Annotated in this window: 10 protein-coding genes; 5 read left to right on the top strand and 5 right to left on the bottom strand. The window is 67.8% G+C overall.

Features of this window, described 5'->3' with window-relative positions:
• Positions 1–64: 64 nt before the first annotated feature.
• Together ACEOAB_RS01195 and ssb are read right to left on the bottom strand one after the other, a co-directional pair.
• Positions 65–3,529: a bifunctional diguanylate cyclase/phosphodiesterase gene (locus ACEOAB_RS01195; protein ID WP_413749496.1), complete on the bottom strand. Its 3,465-nt coding sequence runs from the start codon at positions 3,527–3,529 to the stop codon at positions 65–67.
• A gap of 90 nt (positions 3,530–3,619) precedes the next feature.
• On the bottom strand, positions 3,620–4,171 hold the full coding sequence (gene ssb / locus ACEOAB_RS01190) for a single-stranded DNA-binding protein (RefSeq protein ID WP_056515253.1): 552 nt from the start codon (positions 4,169–4,171) through the stop codon (positions 3,620–3,622).
• Positions 4,172–4,279: 108 nt separating this feature from the next.
• On the opposite strand from ssb, the gene ACEOAB_RS01185 reads away from it, so the two are divergent.
• From ACEOAB_RS01185 to ACEOAB_RS01175, 3 genes are read left to right on the top strand one after another with little or no spacing between them, the layout of a single operon-like run.
• Positions 4,280–5,638 (top strand): chloride channel protein, encoded by a 1,359-nt coding sequence (locus tag ACEOAB_RS01185; RefSeq protein ID WP_495653382.1) that lies wholly within the window; start codon positions 4,280–4,282, stop codon positions 5,636–5,638.
• Between the two features lie 49 nt (positions 5,639–5,687).
• Positions 5,688–8,774, top strand: a complete 3,087-nt coding sequence (uvrA, locus tag ACEOAB_RS01180; RefSeq protein ID WP_413750874.1) for an excinuclease ABC subunit UvrA — start codon at positions 5,688–5,690, stop codon at positions 8,772–8,774.
• Positions 8,775–8,786: 12 nt separating this feature from the next.
• On the top strand, positions 8,787–9,677 hold the full coding sequence (locus ACEOAB_RS01175; protein WP_056588466.1) for a DMT family transporter: 891 nt from the start codon (positions 8,787–8,789) through the stop codon (positions 9,675–9,677).
• Positions 9,678–9,694: 17 nt separating this feature from the next.
• Here ACEOAB_RS01175 and ACEOAB_RS01170 read toward each other — a convergent pair whose 3' ends face one another.
• From ACEOAB_RS01170 to ACEOAB_RS01160, 3 genes are all read right to left on the bottom strand, one after another.
• Positions 9,695–10,450 carry a GntR family transcriptional regulator gene (locus ACEOAB_RS01170; RefSeq protein ID WP_056588463.1) on the bottom strand — a complete coding sequence of 252 codons (756 nt, stop codon included), beginning with the start codon at positions 10,448–10,450 and terminating at the stop codon, positions 9,695–9,697.
• A gap of 372 nt (positions 10,451–10,822) precedes the next feature.
• Positions 10,823–12,571 carry a glycerol-3-phosphate dehydrogenase/oxidase gene (locus tag ACEOAB_RS01165; RefSeq protein ID WP_495653381.1) on the bottom strand — a complete coding sequence of 583 codons (1,749 nt, stop codon included), beginning with the start codon at positions 12,569–12,571 and terminating at the stop codon, positions 10,823–10,825.
• On the bottom strand, positions 12,568–14,055 hold the full coding sequence (locus ACEOAB_RS01160; protein WP_413750825.1) for an FGGY family carbohydrate kinase: 1,488 nt from the start codon (positions 14,053–14,055) through the stop codon (positions 12,568–12,570). The genes ACEOAB_RS01165 and ACEOAB_RS01160 overlap by 4 nt, the downstream gene beginning before the upstream one ends.
• A 166-nt stretch (positions 14,056–14,221) precedes the next feature.
• On the opposite strand from ACEOAB_RS01160, the gene ACEOAB_RS01155 reads away from it, so the two are divergent.
• The gene (locus tag ACEOAB_RS01155; protein ID WP_007836735.1) at positions 14,222–15,268 is read left to right on the top strand and encodes a substrate-binding domain-containing protein; all 1,047 of its coding nucleotides are present in this window, start codon (positions 14,222–14,224) and stop codon (positions 15,266–15,268) included.
• Positions 15,265–16,776: a sugar ABC transporter ATP-binding protein gene (locus tag ACEOAB_RS01150; protein WP_413750824.1), complete on the top strand. Its 1,512-nt coding sequence runs from the start codon at positions 15,265–15,267 to the stop codon at positions 16,774–16,776. Before ACEOAB_RS01155 ends, ACEOAB_RS01150 begins: the two co-directional genes overlap by 4 nt.
• The last annotated feature ends 7 nt before the right edge of the window (positions 16,777–16,783 follow it).

Below are 16,783 nucleotides of genomic sequence, written 5' to 3'. Positions count from 1 at the left end.
CTCCTTGAAGTTGCGAGTAGGTCCGAGCAACGTGCCCGGTGACGATTGCCCGAAGGTCCGGCCGTCAGGCCGCTACCGACGAAGCAAACTGGTTGCGCAGGTGATGCGCCATGAAATTGCGTGCATCTTCGGCGGGCACGGGCTTGCACAGCCAGTAGCCCTGGATCTCGTCGCATCCGCGGATGCGCAAGTAGTTAAGTTGTGCTTCGGTCTCCACGCCCTCGGCCACCACCTTCATTCGCAGCCCGTGGGCCAGGGTGATGATGCCGTCGATGAGCGCCCGGGCGTCGGCGTCCTGCGAGAGATCGTTGATGAAGGAACGATCGATCTTGACGGTCGACAGCGGGAAATGCTTCAAGTAGGAGAGCGAGGAATAGCCCGTTCCGAAATCGTCGATGGCGAGGCCGACGCCCATGTCCCGAATCGTCCGGAGCAAATTGGCCGCGTATTCGGGGTTCTCCATCACCGCACCTTCGGTAACTTCCAGCTCGAGCAGCGCCGGCTCCAGGCCCGAGGCTTCCAGGATGGCCCCTATGTCGGCAACGAGCGTCTGGCTTTCGAACTGGCGCGGCGACAGGTTGACGCTCATCAACACGTCCGGCAGACCGTAGTTCCGCCACGAGCGCGCATCGGCACAGGCCCTTTCCAGCGCCCACCGGCCCATGGACACGATCAAGCCGATCTCTTCGGCGATCGGAATGAATTGCACGGGCGGGATCATGCCCAGAACCGGATGGTGCCAGCGCATCAGTGCTTCGACACCGACGATGCGCTGGGTCTTCAGATTCATCTTCGGCTGATAGTGCATCTCCAGTTCGCCGCGTTCCACGGCATGGCGCAGTGCGCTCTCCAGGATCAGCCGTTCGGTACTCTGTGCATTCATCTTCGCCGCGTAGAACCGGAAGGTGTTGCGGCCTCTTTCCTTGGCCCGGTACATCGCGGTGTCGGCGTTCTTCAGCAACGCTTCGGCGTCGCCGCCGTTGTCCGGATAGACGCTCACGCCGACGCTGGCGCTGACGTGCAGTTCGCGCCCCTCGATGACGAAAGGCTCGGCGCAGCAGGCCAGCACCTTTTCGGCGAGCACCGCGGCATCGTTCGCGCTGGACAGGTTCTCCAGTAGCAGAACGAACTCGTCGCCACCGAAACGCGCCACGACGTCGTCCTCGCGCAGCAACGCCGTGAGGCGCTCGCCGCAGATCTTGATCATCTCGTCGCCCACGCCGTGGCCGAGCGTGTCGTTGATGTGCTTGAAGCGATCCAGGTCGACGAACATCACCGCGAACTGCTTCTGATGGCGGTTGCTGCGCTTGATGGCGCGATCGAGCTCGTGTTGCAGCGCGGCGCGGTTGAACAACCCGGTCAGTTCGTCGTGGCTGGCCATGAAACGAAGATTTCGCTCGGCCAGCTTGCGTTGCTCGTACTGGGCAATCTGCAAGGCGATCACACGCAGCGACTCCAGCGTCTCGGCGTCGTCCACGTACGGATTGCGGGCAAAAAGCTCCAGCGCAGTGGTCACACCGGTGGTGACCATCGGCACGACGAGGCCGCCAGCCAGTCCGGCCTGCCCCGCCATCGCATCGCGCGCAAAGTCGCTTGGGGCTGCCCGCGTGTCGATTTGCACGACGCCACCCGTCCCCCAGGCGCGGCCCAGCGAGCCTTCGCCAGGCCGGTATTCGAGCGAGCGGCTGTCGCTGACGAATTGCCGCACCGCCGGGCTGCTGTCGGCATGCCAGGCGGCGGCGCAGCGAACCAGGCCGTCGTCGCCGACGCGCCACAACATGCCGCAGTCCCAGCGCAACTCGGTGCATACCGCCTCCAGCGCCTGCGTGATCACCGTCTCGGCCGGGCCATCGCCGGCAAGCAGCCGGGCGATCTCGTACTCGAGCTTCTGGCGCAACGCATCCTTGCGGCGCCGCGTGGCATCGCGCACGGTGCCGCGCACCAGCGTCTTTCCGTCTTCCTCGGCCGACTGCGCGATGACATGGAGCCAACGTTCTGTGCCATCGGGCAGGCACAGGCGGTGCTCGAATTCGCTGCGTTCCAGGGACCGGGAGGCCTGCGCGATCTGTCGTTCGACCTCGGAGCGTTCCGAGTCCGGAATTCGCGAGAGCAGCGCCGGCAGGTCTGGCCGCAAGAGGTCGGCCTCGAAACCCAGGATGCGCCGGGCTTCCTCGGAGCATTGCAGGGCTCCGGTTTCGGGATCGAGGATCCAGCTGCCCAGGCTCGCCAGGTGCTGCGCGTCCTCCAACTGTCGTTCGCTGGTGCGCAGGTGGCTGGTCATCTCGGTCGCCAGGACCTGGGCTCGGCTGCGTGAAGTGGTCAGCGAAAAGACGATGCCGGCAATCAGCATGCTGGTGGCCAGGCCGCCGAGGATGATGTACCAGGGAATGGCCTTGTCGAGCGGACCGAAGACCTGGCTCTCGTCCTGGCCGACCTCGACCAGCCAGGAGTGGCCGCCCAGCTCGAAGCCGAGCACACGCTCGAGGCTGCGTGCCGGTGCGACGGCCGACTTCGACAAGGCCGCGCTATCGAACAGCAGTTGCCGCTCGCCGAAGGGGGTCGGCTTCACGAACCGGGTCTCGACGCGCGTGCCGACCGCACCCTGGCCCGGCCCGGCATCGATCAGGCGCAGCCGCAGCGTCCTTGAGGCATCGTCGCCCACCATGTCGCGCAGCATGCCTGCAATGCTGAAGCCCGCGCCGACCGAACCCATGTAGGCGCTGCGCCGCTGCTCGAGCGTATCGAGCGGCTGCCCCACGCGATAGACCGGCAGCCGCATCGCCAATCCGATGTCGGACTCGCGGCCCGGGATGCGCACCTTGCGCCCGGACGAGACGAGCCCGCCGGTGTCACGCCCCTGCTCGAGCGCGTCTCCCCTGTCGGGCATCGCGCCCAGGTCGTTGCCGAGCAGCTTCTCGTTGCCGGCCTGCGGCTCGATGTAGACCAGCGGGTAGTAGGTGTCGCGCTCGCCGGGCGGCTTGATGGCGAAGCGGGAGGCAACGCTGGCGTCGAGACTGGCATCGCCGCGGACCCGTGCCTCGAAGAACTGCTTGTCGCCCGCCGCAACGCGGGGCGCATAGGTGACGGCCTGGAAACCGGGGTACGCGGTCGCCAAGTTCAGCCCCGCGACGTAGTCCCTGAAATCGCTTCGCGTCACGGCCTCGGAGGTGTTGAATCGCGCACGCAGGCCGATGAGGACGGCAATGTAATCGTCGAAGCGAGCCTCGACCTTGCGTGCCAGATCGAACGCGGTTGCGTCGAAGCGCGCCTGGGCGCTGCGCCCGATCTCCTGGCGCGCCGAAATGCTGAGGGCGATCGATAGCGCCGCGCCGAGGATCAAAATTACCAGCGGCAGGCGAATCCTGGCCCAGACGGACAAAGACATGGGTTGATCCTGTCGCTTGTACGAGCCGGGTAGCTCCGTGGGTAACAGTGTGGCACGGCAGAGAGGGCAACGGTTGCATTTTGGAACAACATACAGGGGATGTAAGGGCGTTACAAATGATTTTTGCCAAATTTTGAAAATCAAAGTATTAGCTCGACCCTGTCATCCCCCCAATTGCAAAGAGCCAGGCGTTTCGCAACGCCTGGCTCTTGTTCACAAAGGAAAAAGTCCCGTTCAGAACGGAATGTCGTCATCCATGTCGTCGAAGCCCGAGGACGACTTGGCCGGAGCCTGGCGCGGAGCCGGCGCCGGAGCGCGCGGTGCCGCCGCGGGCGCACGCGGGGCGTACCCGCCGCCACCGCCACCACCCTGCGAATAACCACCGCCGCCACCGCCTTGCGAGTAGCCGCCGTCGTCATCGCCGGGGCCACCCGACGGGCCGCCCTGGCCCTGGCGGCTGCCGAGCATCTGCATCTGGTCGGCGCGGATTTCGGTGGTGTACTTTTCGATACCGTCCTTGTCGGTCCACTTGCGCGTGCGCAGGCTGCCTTCGACGTACACCTGCGAGCCCTTGCGCAGGTACTGGCCGGCGATTTCGGCCAGGCGGCCGTTGAAGACGATGCGGTGCCATTCGGTGGCTTCGCGCATTTCGCCGCTTTGCTTGTCTTTCCAGCGATCGGTGGTGGCCACGGTGACGTTCGCGACCTGATCGCCGCTCGGGAAGGTCCGCATTTCGGGGTCGCGCCCCAGGTTGCCGACGACGATGACTTTATTGACCGATGCCATATGCACTGCCCCTGATAAGTAGATGGAGGAGGAGGTTGAGAGGAACCCTCGATTGTGCCCCAAGGCAGTCGGCGGCAAGCCCGGCGGATGCCAGAATGGGCCTTCCCGATGAACAGAGAACCCGACTTTTTCGAGCATCTGCGCGCTGAATTGCGCGGCGGCCGCATCTGGCTCGACCGGGCGATCGTGCTCGGCTACGCCATTGCGGCCGGTCTCTTCGTGGTGGGCTTCACCATGGCGAGCGACTGGGTCTTCGGCCAGTTCCACCGCTTCTACAGCAGCTGGCCCTGGGCGGTGCTGCTGACGACGCCGCTGCTCACGGCCGGCATCGTCTGGTTCACGTTGCGCTTCTTTCCCGGCGCGGGCGGCTCGGGCATTCCTCAGATCAAGGCGGCGCTGCATCCGGCCCTGCCCGAAGAGCGGCGCTTCGCCTTCGCCTCGCTGCGGCTCACGCTCGCCAAGATCGGGCTGGGCGCAGCAGGCTTCGCGGCCGGGCTGTCGATTGGGCGCGAGGGGCCTTCGGTGCAGGTGGCGGCCGGGGTGATGCAGCATGCGCGCCGCTGGCTGTCGCCCAACACGACCATCGACGGACGCGCGCTGCTGGTGGCGGGCGGCGCGGCCGGCATCGCGGCGGCCTTCAATGCGCCGCTGGCGGGCGTGGTGTTCGCCATCGAGGAGCTGTCGGGCCGGCTCGAGGCGCGCTCCAGCGGCCTGATCATCACGGCCATCGTGCTGGCGGGCCTGGTGGCGGTGTCGGCCTTCGGCAATACCAGTTACTTCGGCGTGATCCGCGTGCCCCGGCTGGGCTGGGACGCACTCGGGCCGGGGCTGCTGGTCACCCTGCTGAGCGGCGCGGCCGGCGGGCTGTTCGCGCGGCTGCTGACCGCCTCGCTCACCGGCGCGCCGGGGCGCCTCAACCGATGGCGGGCGCGCTTTCCGGTGCGTTTCGCGGCCTGCGGCGCACTGGCGGTGGCCGTCATCGGGCTGGTGACGGGCGGCGTCACCTTCGGCGCGGGCTCCGAGGCGGTCAAGCAGATGCTGCAGGGGCATGACGAATTGACGCCGATCTACACCGTGCTCAAGTTCATCGCCACCTGGCTGACGGCCTGGTGCGGCGTGCCGGGCGGCATCTTCGCGCCGTCGCTGTCCATCGGCGCGGGCATCGGCAACGCGGTGGCGCGGCTGGCCGGCAGCGACCTCGGCCCCGCGCTCATTGCCATGGGCATGGCGGGCTTCCTGGCCGCGGTGACGCAGGCGCCGCTCACCGCCTTCATCATCGTGATGGAGATGGTCGACGGCCACTCGATGGTGCTGAGCCTGATGGCCGCGGCCATGCTGGCCAGCCTGGTCTCGCGGATGATCAGCCGCCCGTTGTACGACACGCTGGCCGAGCACATGGTGGGACGGGCCATCGGCAGCTCGGAGCCGGTGCATCCGTCTCCACCGCAACCCGGCACCTCGCCATGAAATGCGCGGCGGTCTATCATGTCCGGTTGCCCTCGGACGATCGCCCCCTTTGAATTCAAAAGCCACTGAATACGCCGCCGCCGACGAGGAAAGCGCACGCGACGCGGAACTCGAGCGAAACACCTACCTCGGCGCCGTGCTGGCGCAGCAGCGCATCAGCATCCGCGGTGCGCGCACCCACAACCTGAAGAACGTCGATCTCGACATCCCGCGCAACAAGCTGGTGGTCATCACCGGCCTGTCGGGCTCGGGCAAGTCGAGCCTGGCCTTCGACACGCTGTATGCCGAAGGGCAGCGGCGCTACGTCGAGAGCCTGTCGGCCTATGCGCGGCAGTTCCTGCAGCTCATGGACAAGCCCGACGTCGACGTGATCGAAGGGCTCTCGCCCGCGATCAGCATCGAGCAGAAGGCCACCAGCCACAACCCGCGCTCCACCGTGGGCACGGTGACCGAGATCCACGACTACCTGCGCCTGCTGTACGCCCGCGCCGGCACGCCCTACTGCCCCGACCACCACCTGCCGCTGCAGGCGCAGACGGTGTCGCAGATGGTGGACGCGACGCTCGCGATTCCCGACGAACCGCGCCTCATGATCCTGGCGCCGGTGGCGCGCGAGAAGAAGGGCGAGTTCCTCGAGCTCTTCGCCGAGATGCAGGCGGCCGGCTACGTGCGCTTTCGCGTCGACGGCCAGACCTACGAATACAACGACCTGCCCAAGCTCAAGAAGACCGAGAAGCACGACATCGACGTCGTGATCGACCGCCTGCGCGCGCGCCCCGACATGCAGCAGCGCCTGGCCGAGAGCTTCGAGGCCGCGCTGCGGCTGGCCGAGGGCCGCGCCATCGCGCTGGAGCTGGGCGTCGAAGGTGCGCCCGACAAGGAACACCTGTTCAACGCCAAGTTCGCCTGCCCGATCTGCCACTACTCGCTGTCGGAGCTGGAGCCGCGCCTGTTCTCGTTCAACTCGCCCGTGGGCGCCTGCCCGAGCTGCGACGGCCTCGGCCATCGCGAGGTGTTCGACCCGGCGCGCGTGGTGGCCTTCCCCTCGCTCTCGCTCGCCAGCGGCGCCATCAAGGGCTGGGACCGCCGCAACGGCTATTACTTCAGCATGATCGAGAGCGTCGCGAAGCACTACAAGTTCGACGTCGACGCGCCCTTCGAGTCGCTTCCCGCCTCGGTTCAGCAGGTGCTGCTGCACGGCTCGGCGGCCGAGGAGATCAAGTTCAACTACACCATGGAGTCGGGCAACTTCGCGGGCAAGAAGCTCACGAAGAAGCACCCCTTCGAGGGGATCATCCCGAACATGGCGCGGCGCTACCGCGAGACCGATTCGGTGATGGTGCGCGAAGACCTCGCGCGCTTTCGCAACCTGCAGCCCTGCCCCGACTGCGGCGGCTCGCGGCTGCGGCCCGAAGCGCGCAACGTGTTCCTGGTGGACGAATCGAACCGCCCGGCCGATGGCAGCGAGCCGCCGCGCATGGCGATCTTCGAACTGAGCCATCTCACGCTGCGCGACTCGCTCGCGTGGTTCCAGACGCTCAAGCTGCGCGGCGCCAAGGCCGACATCGCCGACAAGGTGGTGCGCGAGATCGGCCTGCGGCTGAAGTTCCTGAACGACGTGGGCCTCAACTACCTGAGCCTGGACCGCAGCGCCGAGACGCTCTCGGGCGGCGAGGCGCAGCGCATTCGCCTGGCCTCGCAGATCGGTTCGGGCCTCACCGGCGTGATGTACGTGCTCGACGAGCCCAGCATCGGCCTGCACCAGCGCGACAACGACCGCCTGATCGGCACGCTGAAGCATCTGCGCGACATCGGCAACAGCGTGATCGTGGTCGAGCACGACGAGGACATGATCCACGCCGCCGACCACGTGATCGACATGGGCCCCGGCGCCGGCGTGCACGGCGGACGCGTGATGGCGCAGGGCACGTATGCCGAGGTGTCGTCCAATCCCGATTCGCTCACGGGCCAGTACCTCTCGGGCACCAGGAAGATCGAAGTGCCGAAGCACCGCACCGCGTGGCTGCCGGTCGTGAAGAAGCCGACCTTCAACGAGGGCAAGAAGCCCTCGCGCTTTCCGCAGAGCCCCGCGGCCGAACGCCGCGCCGCGCGCGAGGCGGCCCACCTCGCCACGCAGACCGACCTGCAGGAAATTCGCGTGGTCGGCGCCACCGGCAACAACCTGAAGAACGTGAGCGTGGCCTTCCCGGTCGGCCTGCTGACCTGCGTGACCGGCGTCTCGGGCTCCGGCAAGTCGACGCTGGTGAACGACACGCTCTACACCGCCGTGGCGCGCACGCTGTACCGCGCGCACGAAGAGCCGGCCGCGCATGAATCGGTTGAAGGCATCGAGTATTTCGACAAGGTCATCAACGTCGATCAGAGCCCCATCGGCCGCACGCCGCGCAGCAACCCGGCCACATACACAGGCCTGTTCACGCCCATCCGCGAGCTGATGGCCGAGACCAACACCGCGCGCGAGCGCGGCTACGGCCCGGGCCGCTTCAGCTTCAACGTGGCGGGCGGGCGCTGCGAGGCCTGCCAGGGCGACGGCGTGGTGAAGGTCGAGATGCACTTCCTTCCCGACGTGTACGTGCCCTGCGAGGTCTGCCACGGCCAGCGCTACAACCGCGAGACGCTGGAGGTGCTCTACAAGGGCAGGAACATCGCGCAGATCCTCGAGATGACGGTCGAGACCGCGCACGAGTTCCTGAAGGCCGTGCCCACCATCGAGCGCAAGCTGCGCACGCTGCTCGACGTGGGCCTGAGCTACATCAAGCTGGGCCAGTCGGCCACCACGCTGTCGGGCGGCGAGGCGCAGCGCGTGAAGCTCGCGCTGGAGCTCAGCAAGCGCGACACCGGCCGCACGCTCTACATCCTCGACGAGCCGACCACCGGCCTGCACTTCGCCGACATCGAGCTGCTGCTGAAGGTGCTGCACCAGCTGCGCGACGCGGGCAACACCATCGTCGTGATCGAACACAACCTGGACGTCATCAAGACCGCCGACTGGCTGATCGACATGGGCCCCGAAGGCGGCGCGGGCGGCGGCACGGTGGTGGGCGAAGGCACGCCTGAAGACATCGCGGCGAACGAGGCGAGCCACACGGGGCGGTATCTGAAGCGGCTGCTGTAGCCGGCGCGGCCCATGCCTTCCTTCACCCCGCGCCAGCTCGTACTGCTCGTTCTCCTGACCCTTGCATGGGGGTTCAACTGGCCCGTGATGAAACTGGGCGTCGCCGACTATCCACCTCTCGCCTTTCGCGCGATCTCGATCTGGCTCGGCGTGCCGGTGCTGGCCCTCGCGCTGGTATGGATGAAGGTGCCGTTCCGCGTGCCGCGCAGCGCGTGGCCCGAGCTCCTGTGGCTGGGCGCGACCAACATGTTCGTCTGGCACGCCTGCATCATCCTCGCGGTGAAGGCGCTCTCGGGCGGGCGCGCGGCGATCCTGGGCTACACGATGCCGGTGTTCTCCGCCGTCATCGGCGCGGTTCTGTTTTCCGCGGTGCTCACGCGGCGCGCATGGCTGGGCGTGGGCGCCTGCGCGGTCGGCGTGGGGCTGCTGCTGTGGCATGAGCTCACCGACTTCGCAGGGCGGCCCGGCTACGTGGCGCTGGCACTGGTGGCGGCCGCCACATGGGCGCTGGGCACGCAGTTGCTGCGGCACACGCGCATCGGGCTGCCGACGCTCACGCTGTCGTTCTGGATGACCGCGCTGGCCGCGGTGGTGATGACGGTGCTCTCGCTGCTGTTCGAACGCGGCCAGATGTACTGGCCGGGCCGCGTGACCTGGGCTTCGATCGGCTACAACGCCGTGCTGATCTTCGGCTTCGCGCACGCCGCATGGTTCTACCTCGCGCGCGGCCTGCCGCCCATCGCATCGACGCTGAGCGTGATGTTCATCCCGGTGCTCGGCGTTTTCAGCGGCGCGGTGTGGCTGGGCGAAGTCGTGCACTGGCAGGACTGGGTGGCGGTGGCGCTGATGATGGTCGCCATCGCCTCTGTGCTCTGGCCCTCGCGCAACGCAGCGAAGGCCTGAGCGCGCCTTCTTCTTTTTCAGGTCGTCGTCTGTACATGCAGCCGACTGCTCTTGCAGCGGTGCAGCGCACGATAGTGCTCCAGCGGCCTGCCGTTCGCGCCGTAGGCGATCGACTCGATGCGCAGCAGCGGCTCGGGCTGCGGCAGGTTGAGCAGTTGGCAGGTCTCGGCGTCGGGCAGCACCGCGTCGATCCAGCGTTCGGCGCGCACGAGGCGCAGCCCGTACTGGCGGCGCAGCACGTCGTACAGCGATCGATCGTCCAGGCGCGTGCGGTGCAAACCCGGCGCGAGGTCGGCAGGCACCACGGTTTCCACCAGCAGGCGCAGTTCGCCGTCGACGCTGCGCAGGCGCTTGAGCGCGACCACCTGCGTGTCGTCCGTCAGCCCGAGCGACGCGGCTTCCTGCTCGGTGGGCGCGCGCAGTTCCTGCGTGAGGATCTGCGTGCGCACCGAGCGGCCCTTGCGCTCCATTTCGTCGGAAAAGCCGAGCACGGTGGAGACGAAGTCTTCGTCGCGCTCGCGGGCCGACACGAAGGCACCGCGCCCTTTGATCTTGTAGATGAGGTTGTTGCGCACGAGGTCGGCCAGCGCCTCGCGCACCACGATGCGCGAGATGCCGAATTGCTCGCCCAGCTCGGCCTCGGACGGCAGCTTGGCACCGATGGGCAGCACGCCCTGCAGGATCTGCATGCGAAGCGCGTCGCGGAACTGGGCCCACAGGGGCGACTCGGAGTCGCGGTCGAGGACGGTCGAGATTTCGGTCGGAGAGTTCATGTCAATGCTTCACCACGCTGTCGTGGATTTTTTGGGGCGCACCATGGAGCGCTTTTTTTCCTGGCGGTGCTGCTCGGGGTGCGTGCACAGGGCACCGGGTACTCCCCTCCGCGAATGTCCCCCGCCTTCGGCTCCTCCTTTATTTCGCTGCGGGGAGCACCCGGTGCCCTGCGCACGGGACACGCTGCTGGTTCGCGGCCGATCGACAAGTGCTCTGATCGATCACGCCGGCGGGGTGCCTTGCGCAGCGAAATAAAGGAGGAGGCCGCAGGCCGGGGGACATTCGCGGAGCAAGGTACCCCGTCGGCGTGAGCGCACCCCGAATGACGCCCCCCAAACGCAACGCAGCAAACAGCAAGGCAGGTTTTCATTTCAAGACAGGGTCGTCAATGATGCATCGAAAGGGGATGCAGCTTCAGGCGCCACCGGAGAGAGGCGCACGCCATGCCGCTCGCGCAAGGCCGTGGCGCAGGCTTGCAGTTCCCTGTGTGCGTGAGCCGCGTCCCAGCCCAGCGCCTCGGCCGCGATGCCCGCCATCTCGGCCAGCGCGGCATCGGTGACCAGCCCGCGGATGGCCAGCAGCGTGCGGCGGATCACGAGGTCGTCGAGATGGACCACGCCGGTTTCGAGGCACAGGTACGAGAGTTCGGCGGCCGAGTAGTCGGGTGCGTGGCGCAGCGGCACGTCGCCCGAGGCGGCGAGGCGCTGCGCCAGCGGCAGCGCCTTCGAGCCGTAGCGGCGCAGCAATGCGTGCGCACGTGGACGGCCCAGGCCGGAGGCCGTGACCATGCGATCGAGAAAGCGCTCCGTCGCCTGCGCATCGGCCGGCAGCTCGGCGCCGCCGCCGATGGGCAGCAGTTCGGTGGATGCGGTGCGCGGGCGGCCCAGCTGCTTCAGCACCTCGTCGGCCGCTTCTTGCGCGAGCGCGCGGAAGGTGGTCCATTTGCCGCCCACGAGGCCGACGATGGGAATGTCGCGCGTGGCGTTGGGCGGGTCGAGCACCACCGAGTGGTCGCGCGAGATCTGCCCCGGCTTGTCGGCGTCGGAGCGCGCGAGCGGCCGCACGCCGACGTAGGTGTAGACCACGTCGCCGCGGCCGAAGCGCAGGTTGGGGAACACCTCGGCCAGCACGTCGAGCAGGTAGTCGACCTCGGCCGGCTCGGTGCCGATCTGGTCGGGGTCGTCCACCGGGATGTCGGTGGAGCCCACCAGCACGCGGTCGAGAAAGGGATAAACGATGCACACGCGCCCGTCGACCGCCTCGAAGTAGGCCATGCGGCCCTCGAGCGCATCGCGCAGCGCGGGATGGTCGAGCACGAGGTGCGAACCCTTGGTGCCCATCACGCGCGAGCCCGCGCCGCCGAGCACGGCCGTGCTGCGATCGAGCCACGCGCCGCTCGCGTTCACCACGGTGTCGGCGGTCACACGCACCAGCGCGCCGGTGATCTCGTCGCGCAGCGTGAGGATCTTGCCCGCGCAGCCCGTCACGCGGCAGTAGTTGGCGGCGGCCGAGCGCGGCTGGTCGCGGCAGGCGTCGCCGATCAGTTCGAGGATCAGCCATTCGGGGTGGCTGATCCACGCGTCGAAGAAGGTGGCGGTCCAGCGCACCGCGGCGCGGAACAGGCGGCGGTCGTTCTGCGGCACGCGGCTGATGCGGTGGTTGGGCATCACGCGCTGGCGGCGGCCCAGCAGGTCGTACAGGCGCAGGCCCGCAGCCACGGCGAGCAGCCCGCGCGTGCGCTGCGGCGGCGTGCGGCCGAAGAACTTGAGCGCGCTGCTCATCAGGCCGCCGAAGAAGCTCGACAGCGGCACCACCGTCTTCAGCGGCTGCACCAGATGCGGCGCGTTGCGCAGCAGCAGGTTGCGCTCGCGCGTGGCCTCGGCCACCAGAGAGAAGCTGCCGTTCTCCAGGTAGCGCAGGCCGCCGTGGATCATGCGCGACGGCGCGCTGCTGGCGCCCGCGCTGAAGTCGCCCTTGTCGACGATGAGGCAGTCGACTCGCTGCAGGCAGAGATCGCGGAACACGCCCACGCCGTTGATGCCGGCGCCGACGATCACGGTAGAGAAATGACGGTCGGCCAGCGAGGCCGGACGCACGAAGGGCAGCTGCCAGGCGCTCATCTCGAGCCTCCCGACAGGTGGGAAAACACAGGAGACATGGTGTCGATCAGTTCGTTGAAGCCGGCGTTGAAGTCGGCATGGGCGCGGGCCTGCGCGGCATCGGGCTCGACCGTGTCGCAGGGCGCGAGCAAGGCGCTGCCCTCTCCGGCATGGCCGATGCCCTGCGACATGGCGGCGTAGATCGCGGCGCCGCGCGCGCCGGTTTCGTCGTCGGCGCAGCGTTCGACCGGATGACCGAGGAAGGAGGCGAGCAGGCGTACGAGGCGCGTATCGCTCGCACCCCCGCCGAGCACGGTCGATGCGGACACAGGCAGGCCGCAGGCTGCGAGGCGTGCTGTGTGTCGCGCATGCAAAGCCGCGACCGCATCGACCACCGCGCGTGCCATGTCGCCCCGCGTGTGATGGCTCTTGAGGCCGACGAAGCCCGCCGTCACGCCGCCACCGCCATTGACGAACGGCAGGAAGCGCAGGCCGCCCGCACCCAGCGGCACCGACATCGCCAGATCGACCACCGCGCGCGCATCGGGCAGGCCGAGCACGCCGGCCAGCCACGCGATGTTGGCCATCGACGAGGGGCTGTTCTCCATGTAGAGCCGCTTGTCGTCGCGGCCGAAGTTCACGACGGCCGCCACGGCGGGCCTGGGCTCGATCACCGGGCCGATCACCGCGTTCACGCACCACGTGCCGAAGACCGACACCGCGCGCCCGCGCCCTTCCGCGCAGATCGCAGTCATCGAGGCGAGCAGGTCGATCGCGCCCATCGCAACCGGAATGCCGGCAGGCAGGCCGCACAGCGCGGCCTCGGAAGGCCGCAGCCTGCCGATCACTTCGCCGCTCGGCACCAGCGGCCCGAAGACGTGCGGCCCGAGCTCCGCGATGCCCGAGGCATCGAAGGCCGCCTGCGACCACGTGCCCGTGGCGATCGACACGAGCCCCGCAGTGCTCGCATCGCTCGCGTCGGTGGCGATCTCGCCGGTCAGCAGAAAGCCGAGGTAGTCCTTCGCGAACAGCAGCCGGTGCACCGCGCCGCGCTGCACGGCATCGGTGCCGAGCAGCTCGGCGGCGATCACGGTGGGCTGCCCCGGCCACGGCCTGCAGCCGACGTCCGCGAACAGCGCCTCGCCATGGCCGAGCGACAGCGAGCGCGCCCGTGTGTCGGCGCGCTGGTCGGTCGAGGCGACCGCCCTTCCGCCCACGAGTTCGTTGCGCGCATCGAGCGCATAGAGCCCCGCGCCATGGCCCGTGCAGCCGATGGCGCGAACCTCGGTCACGCGCTCGCCGAGCTGGTGGGCGACGTCGCGCAGCACATGGGTCAGTGCCGCGCGGATCGCAGTCGCGCCCACTTCGCATCCCCCTGCGGGCAGCCGGTCGTGCGGCAGCGGCATGCGTGACAGGGCGATGGAGCGGCCGCTCCCGGCTTCGAGGGCCAGGGCCTTCAGGCTGCTCGATCCCATGTCGATGCCGATCAGTATGTTTGGCTTCATGTCATAACAGCTTCGGTGGAATAAAAGCGCCTTGCCAGTAGCGTTTCCCCTAGTTATCCCGTCAAACGTCCAGCGCGTACATTCTACCTGTCATAACAAGTGACGTAACACGCTGCCCTGAAAAAGCAGCATCGCAAGCTGTGCCCCCCAACGTGAGGAGACAAAAATGAGGCGTAATTTCCTGAAGTCCGCCGCGGCAGCCGGCATCGGTCTGGCCGGCGCCAGCGCATTGGCGCAGCAGCAGGCGGCGGCCCCCGCTGCGGGTGGCGGACTGCGCGGCAACCCGAGCGACGTCTACGTGATGAACGTGATGGTGTCGGGCGTGGAGTACTGGTTTCCGGTCTACGAAATGATGAAGCAGCTCGGCCGCACGCTGGGCGTGCGCACGCGCTACACCGGCACGCCGGAGTACGACGTGAACAAGCAGCTCGCGTCCTTCGAGCAGGAGCTGGCGCGCAAGCCTGCGGGCATCCTGCTGCACCCGATGAACCCCGACCCGTTCATCGAGCCGATCAACCGCGCCGCGGCGATGGGCATCCCGGTCGTCACCTTCGCGGCCGACTCGCCGAACTCCAAGCGCACATCGTTCGTCACCTCCGACAACGACCGCGAAGGCACCCAAGCCGCCGACGCCATCGCGGCCTCGCTCAACGGCAAGGGCGAATACGCCGTGCTGGAGAACCCGGGCCAGGACAACCACGACCGCCGCATCGCCGCCTTCGTGAACCGCATGAAGGCCAAGCACCCGGGCATGAAGCTGGTGGGCCGCGCGGCCAGCAACCAGGACCCGAACAAGGCCTACCAGGCGGTGCTGAGCCTCGCGCAGGCCAACCCGAACCTGGGCGCGCTGTTCATGCCCGAGGCCAACTCGGCCCTCGGCGCGGCGCAGGCCAAGGTGGAGACCAAGAAGAACATCAAGGTGATGTGCTGCGACGTGAACGCCAAGATCCTCGACATGATCAAGTCGGGCGACGTGTTCGGCGCCATCAACCCGAACCAGGGCATGCAGGGCTACATGGGCATGATGATGCTGTTCCTGGCCCGGAACCCCACGCTCATCGACCCGATGAACGACGCCAAACGCAACGGCACCAACCCGATGGCCGTGCCCTTCCTGGACAACGGCCTGGCGGTGGTCAGCAAGGCCAACGCCGACGACTTCTACTGGGACAAGTACCTCGCCCGCCGCGGCACCAAGGGAATCGGCGAGTGAGCCAGCTGCTCGAACTGCGCGGCATCGGCAAGCGCTTCGGCGCTTCGCGCGCGCTCTCGGGCGTGGACTTCTCGTTGCACCGCGGCGAGATCCACGCCCTTTGCGGCGAGAACGGCGCGGGCAAGTCCACGCTGATGAACATCATCGACGGCATCCATCAGCCGGACGAGGGCGAGATCTCGCTCGATGGCCGGAAGGTGGTCATCGACGGCCCCGCGCACGCCATGCGCCTGGGCATCGGCCTGGTGCACCAGGAGATCGCCCTGTGCGCCGACGCCACCGTGGCCGAGAACATCTTCATGCCGGAGATCAACGCCGGCAGGCACGCGTGGATGGACTACGCGAGCCTCGGTGAGCGCGCCGCCAAGGTGCTGCAGCGGCTGGGGCAGGACGTCAACCCCGCTGCGCTGGTGAAGGACCTGAGCATTTCCACGCAGCAGCTGATCGAGATCGCCAAGGCGCTCACGCTGGACTGCAAGGTGCTGATCCTCGACGAGCCCACCGCCGCACTCACCGACAACGAATCGGCCGCGCTCTTCAGGGTGCTGCACGACCTGAAGGCGCAGGGCATCGGTATCGTCTACATCAGCCACCGCATGGCCGAGATCTTTGCGCACTGCGACCGCGTCACCGTGCTGCGCGACGGGCGCAACGTGCATTGCGGGCCGCTGGCCGAACTGGACGCCGACGGGCTGGTGCGCCGCATGGTCGGGCGCGACCTGGGCAACTACTACCCGCCGAAGCAGCAAGCGCCTGCATCGGAGGAACACGTGCTCGAAGTGACCGACATCGCCGACGGCGAGCGCGTGCACGGCGTGTCCTTCATGCTGAAGCGCGGAGAGATCCTCGGCATCGCGGGCCTGATGGGCGCCGGCCGCAGCGAACTCGCAGAGACCGTGTGCGGCCTGCGCCCCGTGCGACGCGGCACCGTGCGCCTGCGTGGCAAGGCGCTTGTGATCCGCAAGTACGGGGACGCGCTGCGCGAAGGCATCGCCTACCTCAGCGAAGACCGCAAGGCGGCCGGCGTGTACCTCGACCTGCCCATTGCACAGAACATCGCCTCGATGGCGCTCGCGCGCGTCAGCTCACGCTTCGGGCTGCTGCAGCGCGCAGCCGAGCACAGGCTGGCGGTCGACCTCGGTGCCAAGCTCAAGCTCAAGTCCGACGGCGTGGCCATCGAGGTGGCGAGCCTGTCGGGCGGCAACCAGCAGAAGGTGGCCATCGCCAAGCTGCTGGCCACCAACCCGTCGGTGCTACTGATGGACGAGCCCACGCGCGGCGTGGACGTCGGCGCCAAGTCGGAGATCCACCACATCCTGCGCGAGCTGGCCGGCCAGGGCGTGGGCGTGATCGTGATCTCGTCGGAGCTGCCCGAGATCATCGGACTGTGCGACCGCGCGCTGGTGATCCGCGATGGCCGGCTCGCGGGCGAACTGGCATCGAACGAGATGACGGAGGAAGCACTGTTGCGGCTCGCCTCCGGACTCTGCGAACAGGAAGCGGCATGAAAGAACT

The sequence above is a fragment of the Variovorax sp. Varisp53 genome (assembly GCF_059491555.1).
The sequence above is the reverse complement of the archived record's forward strand: the minus strand, read 5'-3'. Positions and strand labels throughout refer to the sequence as shown.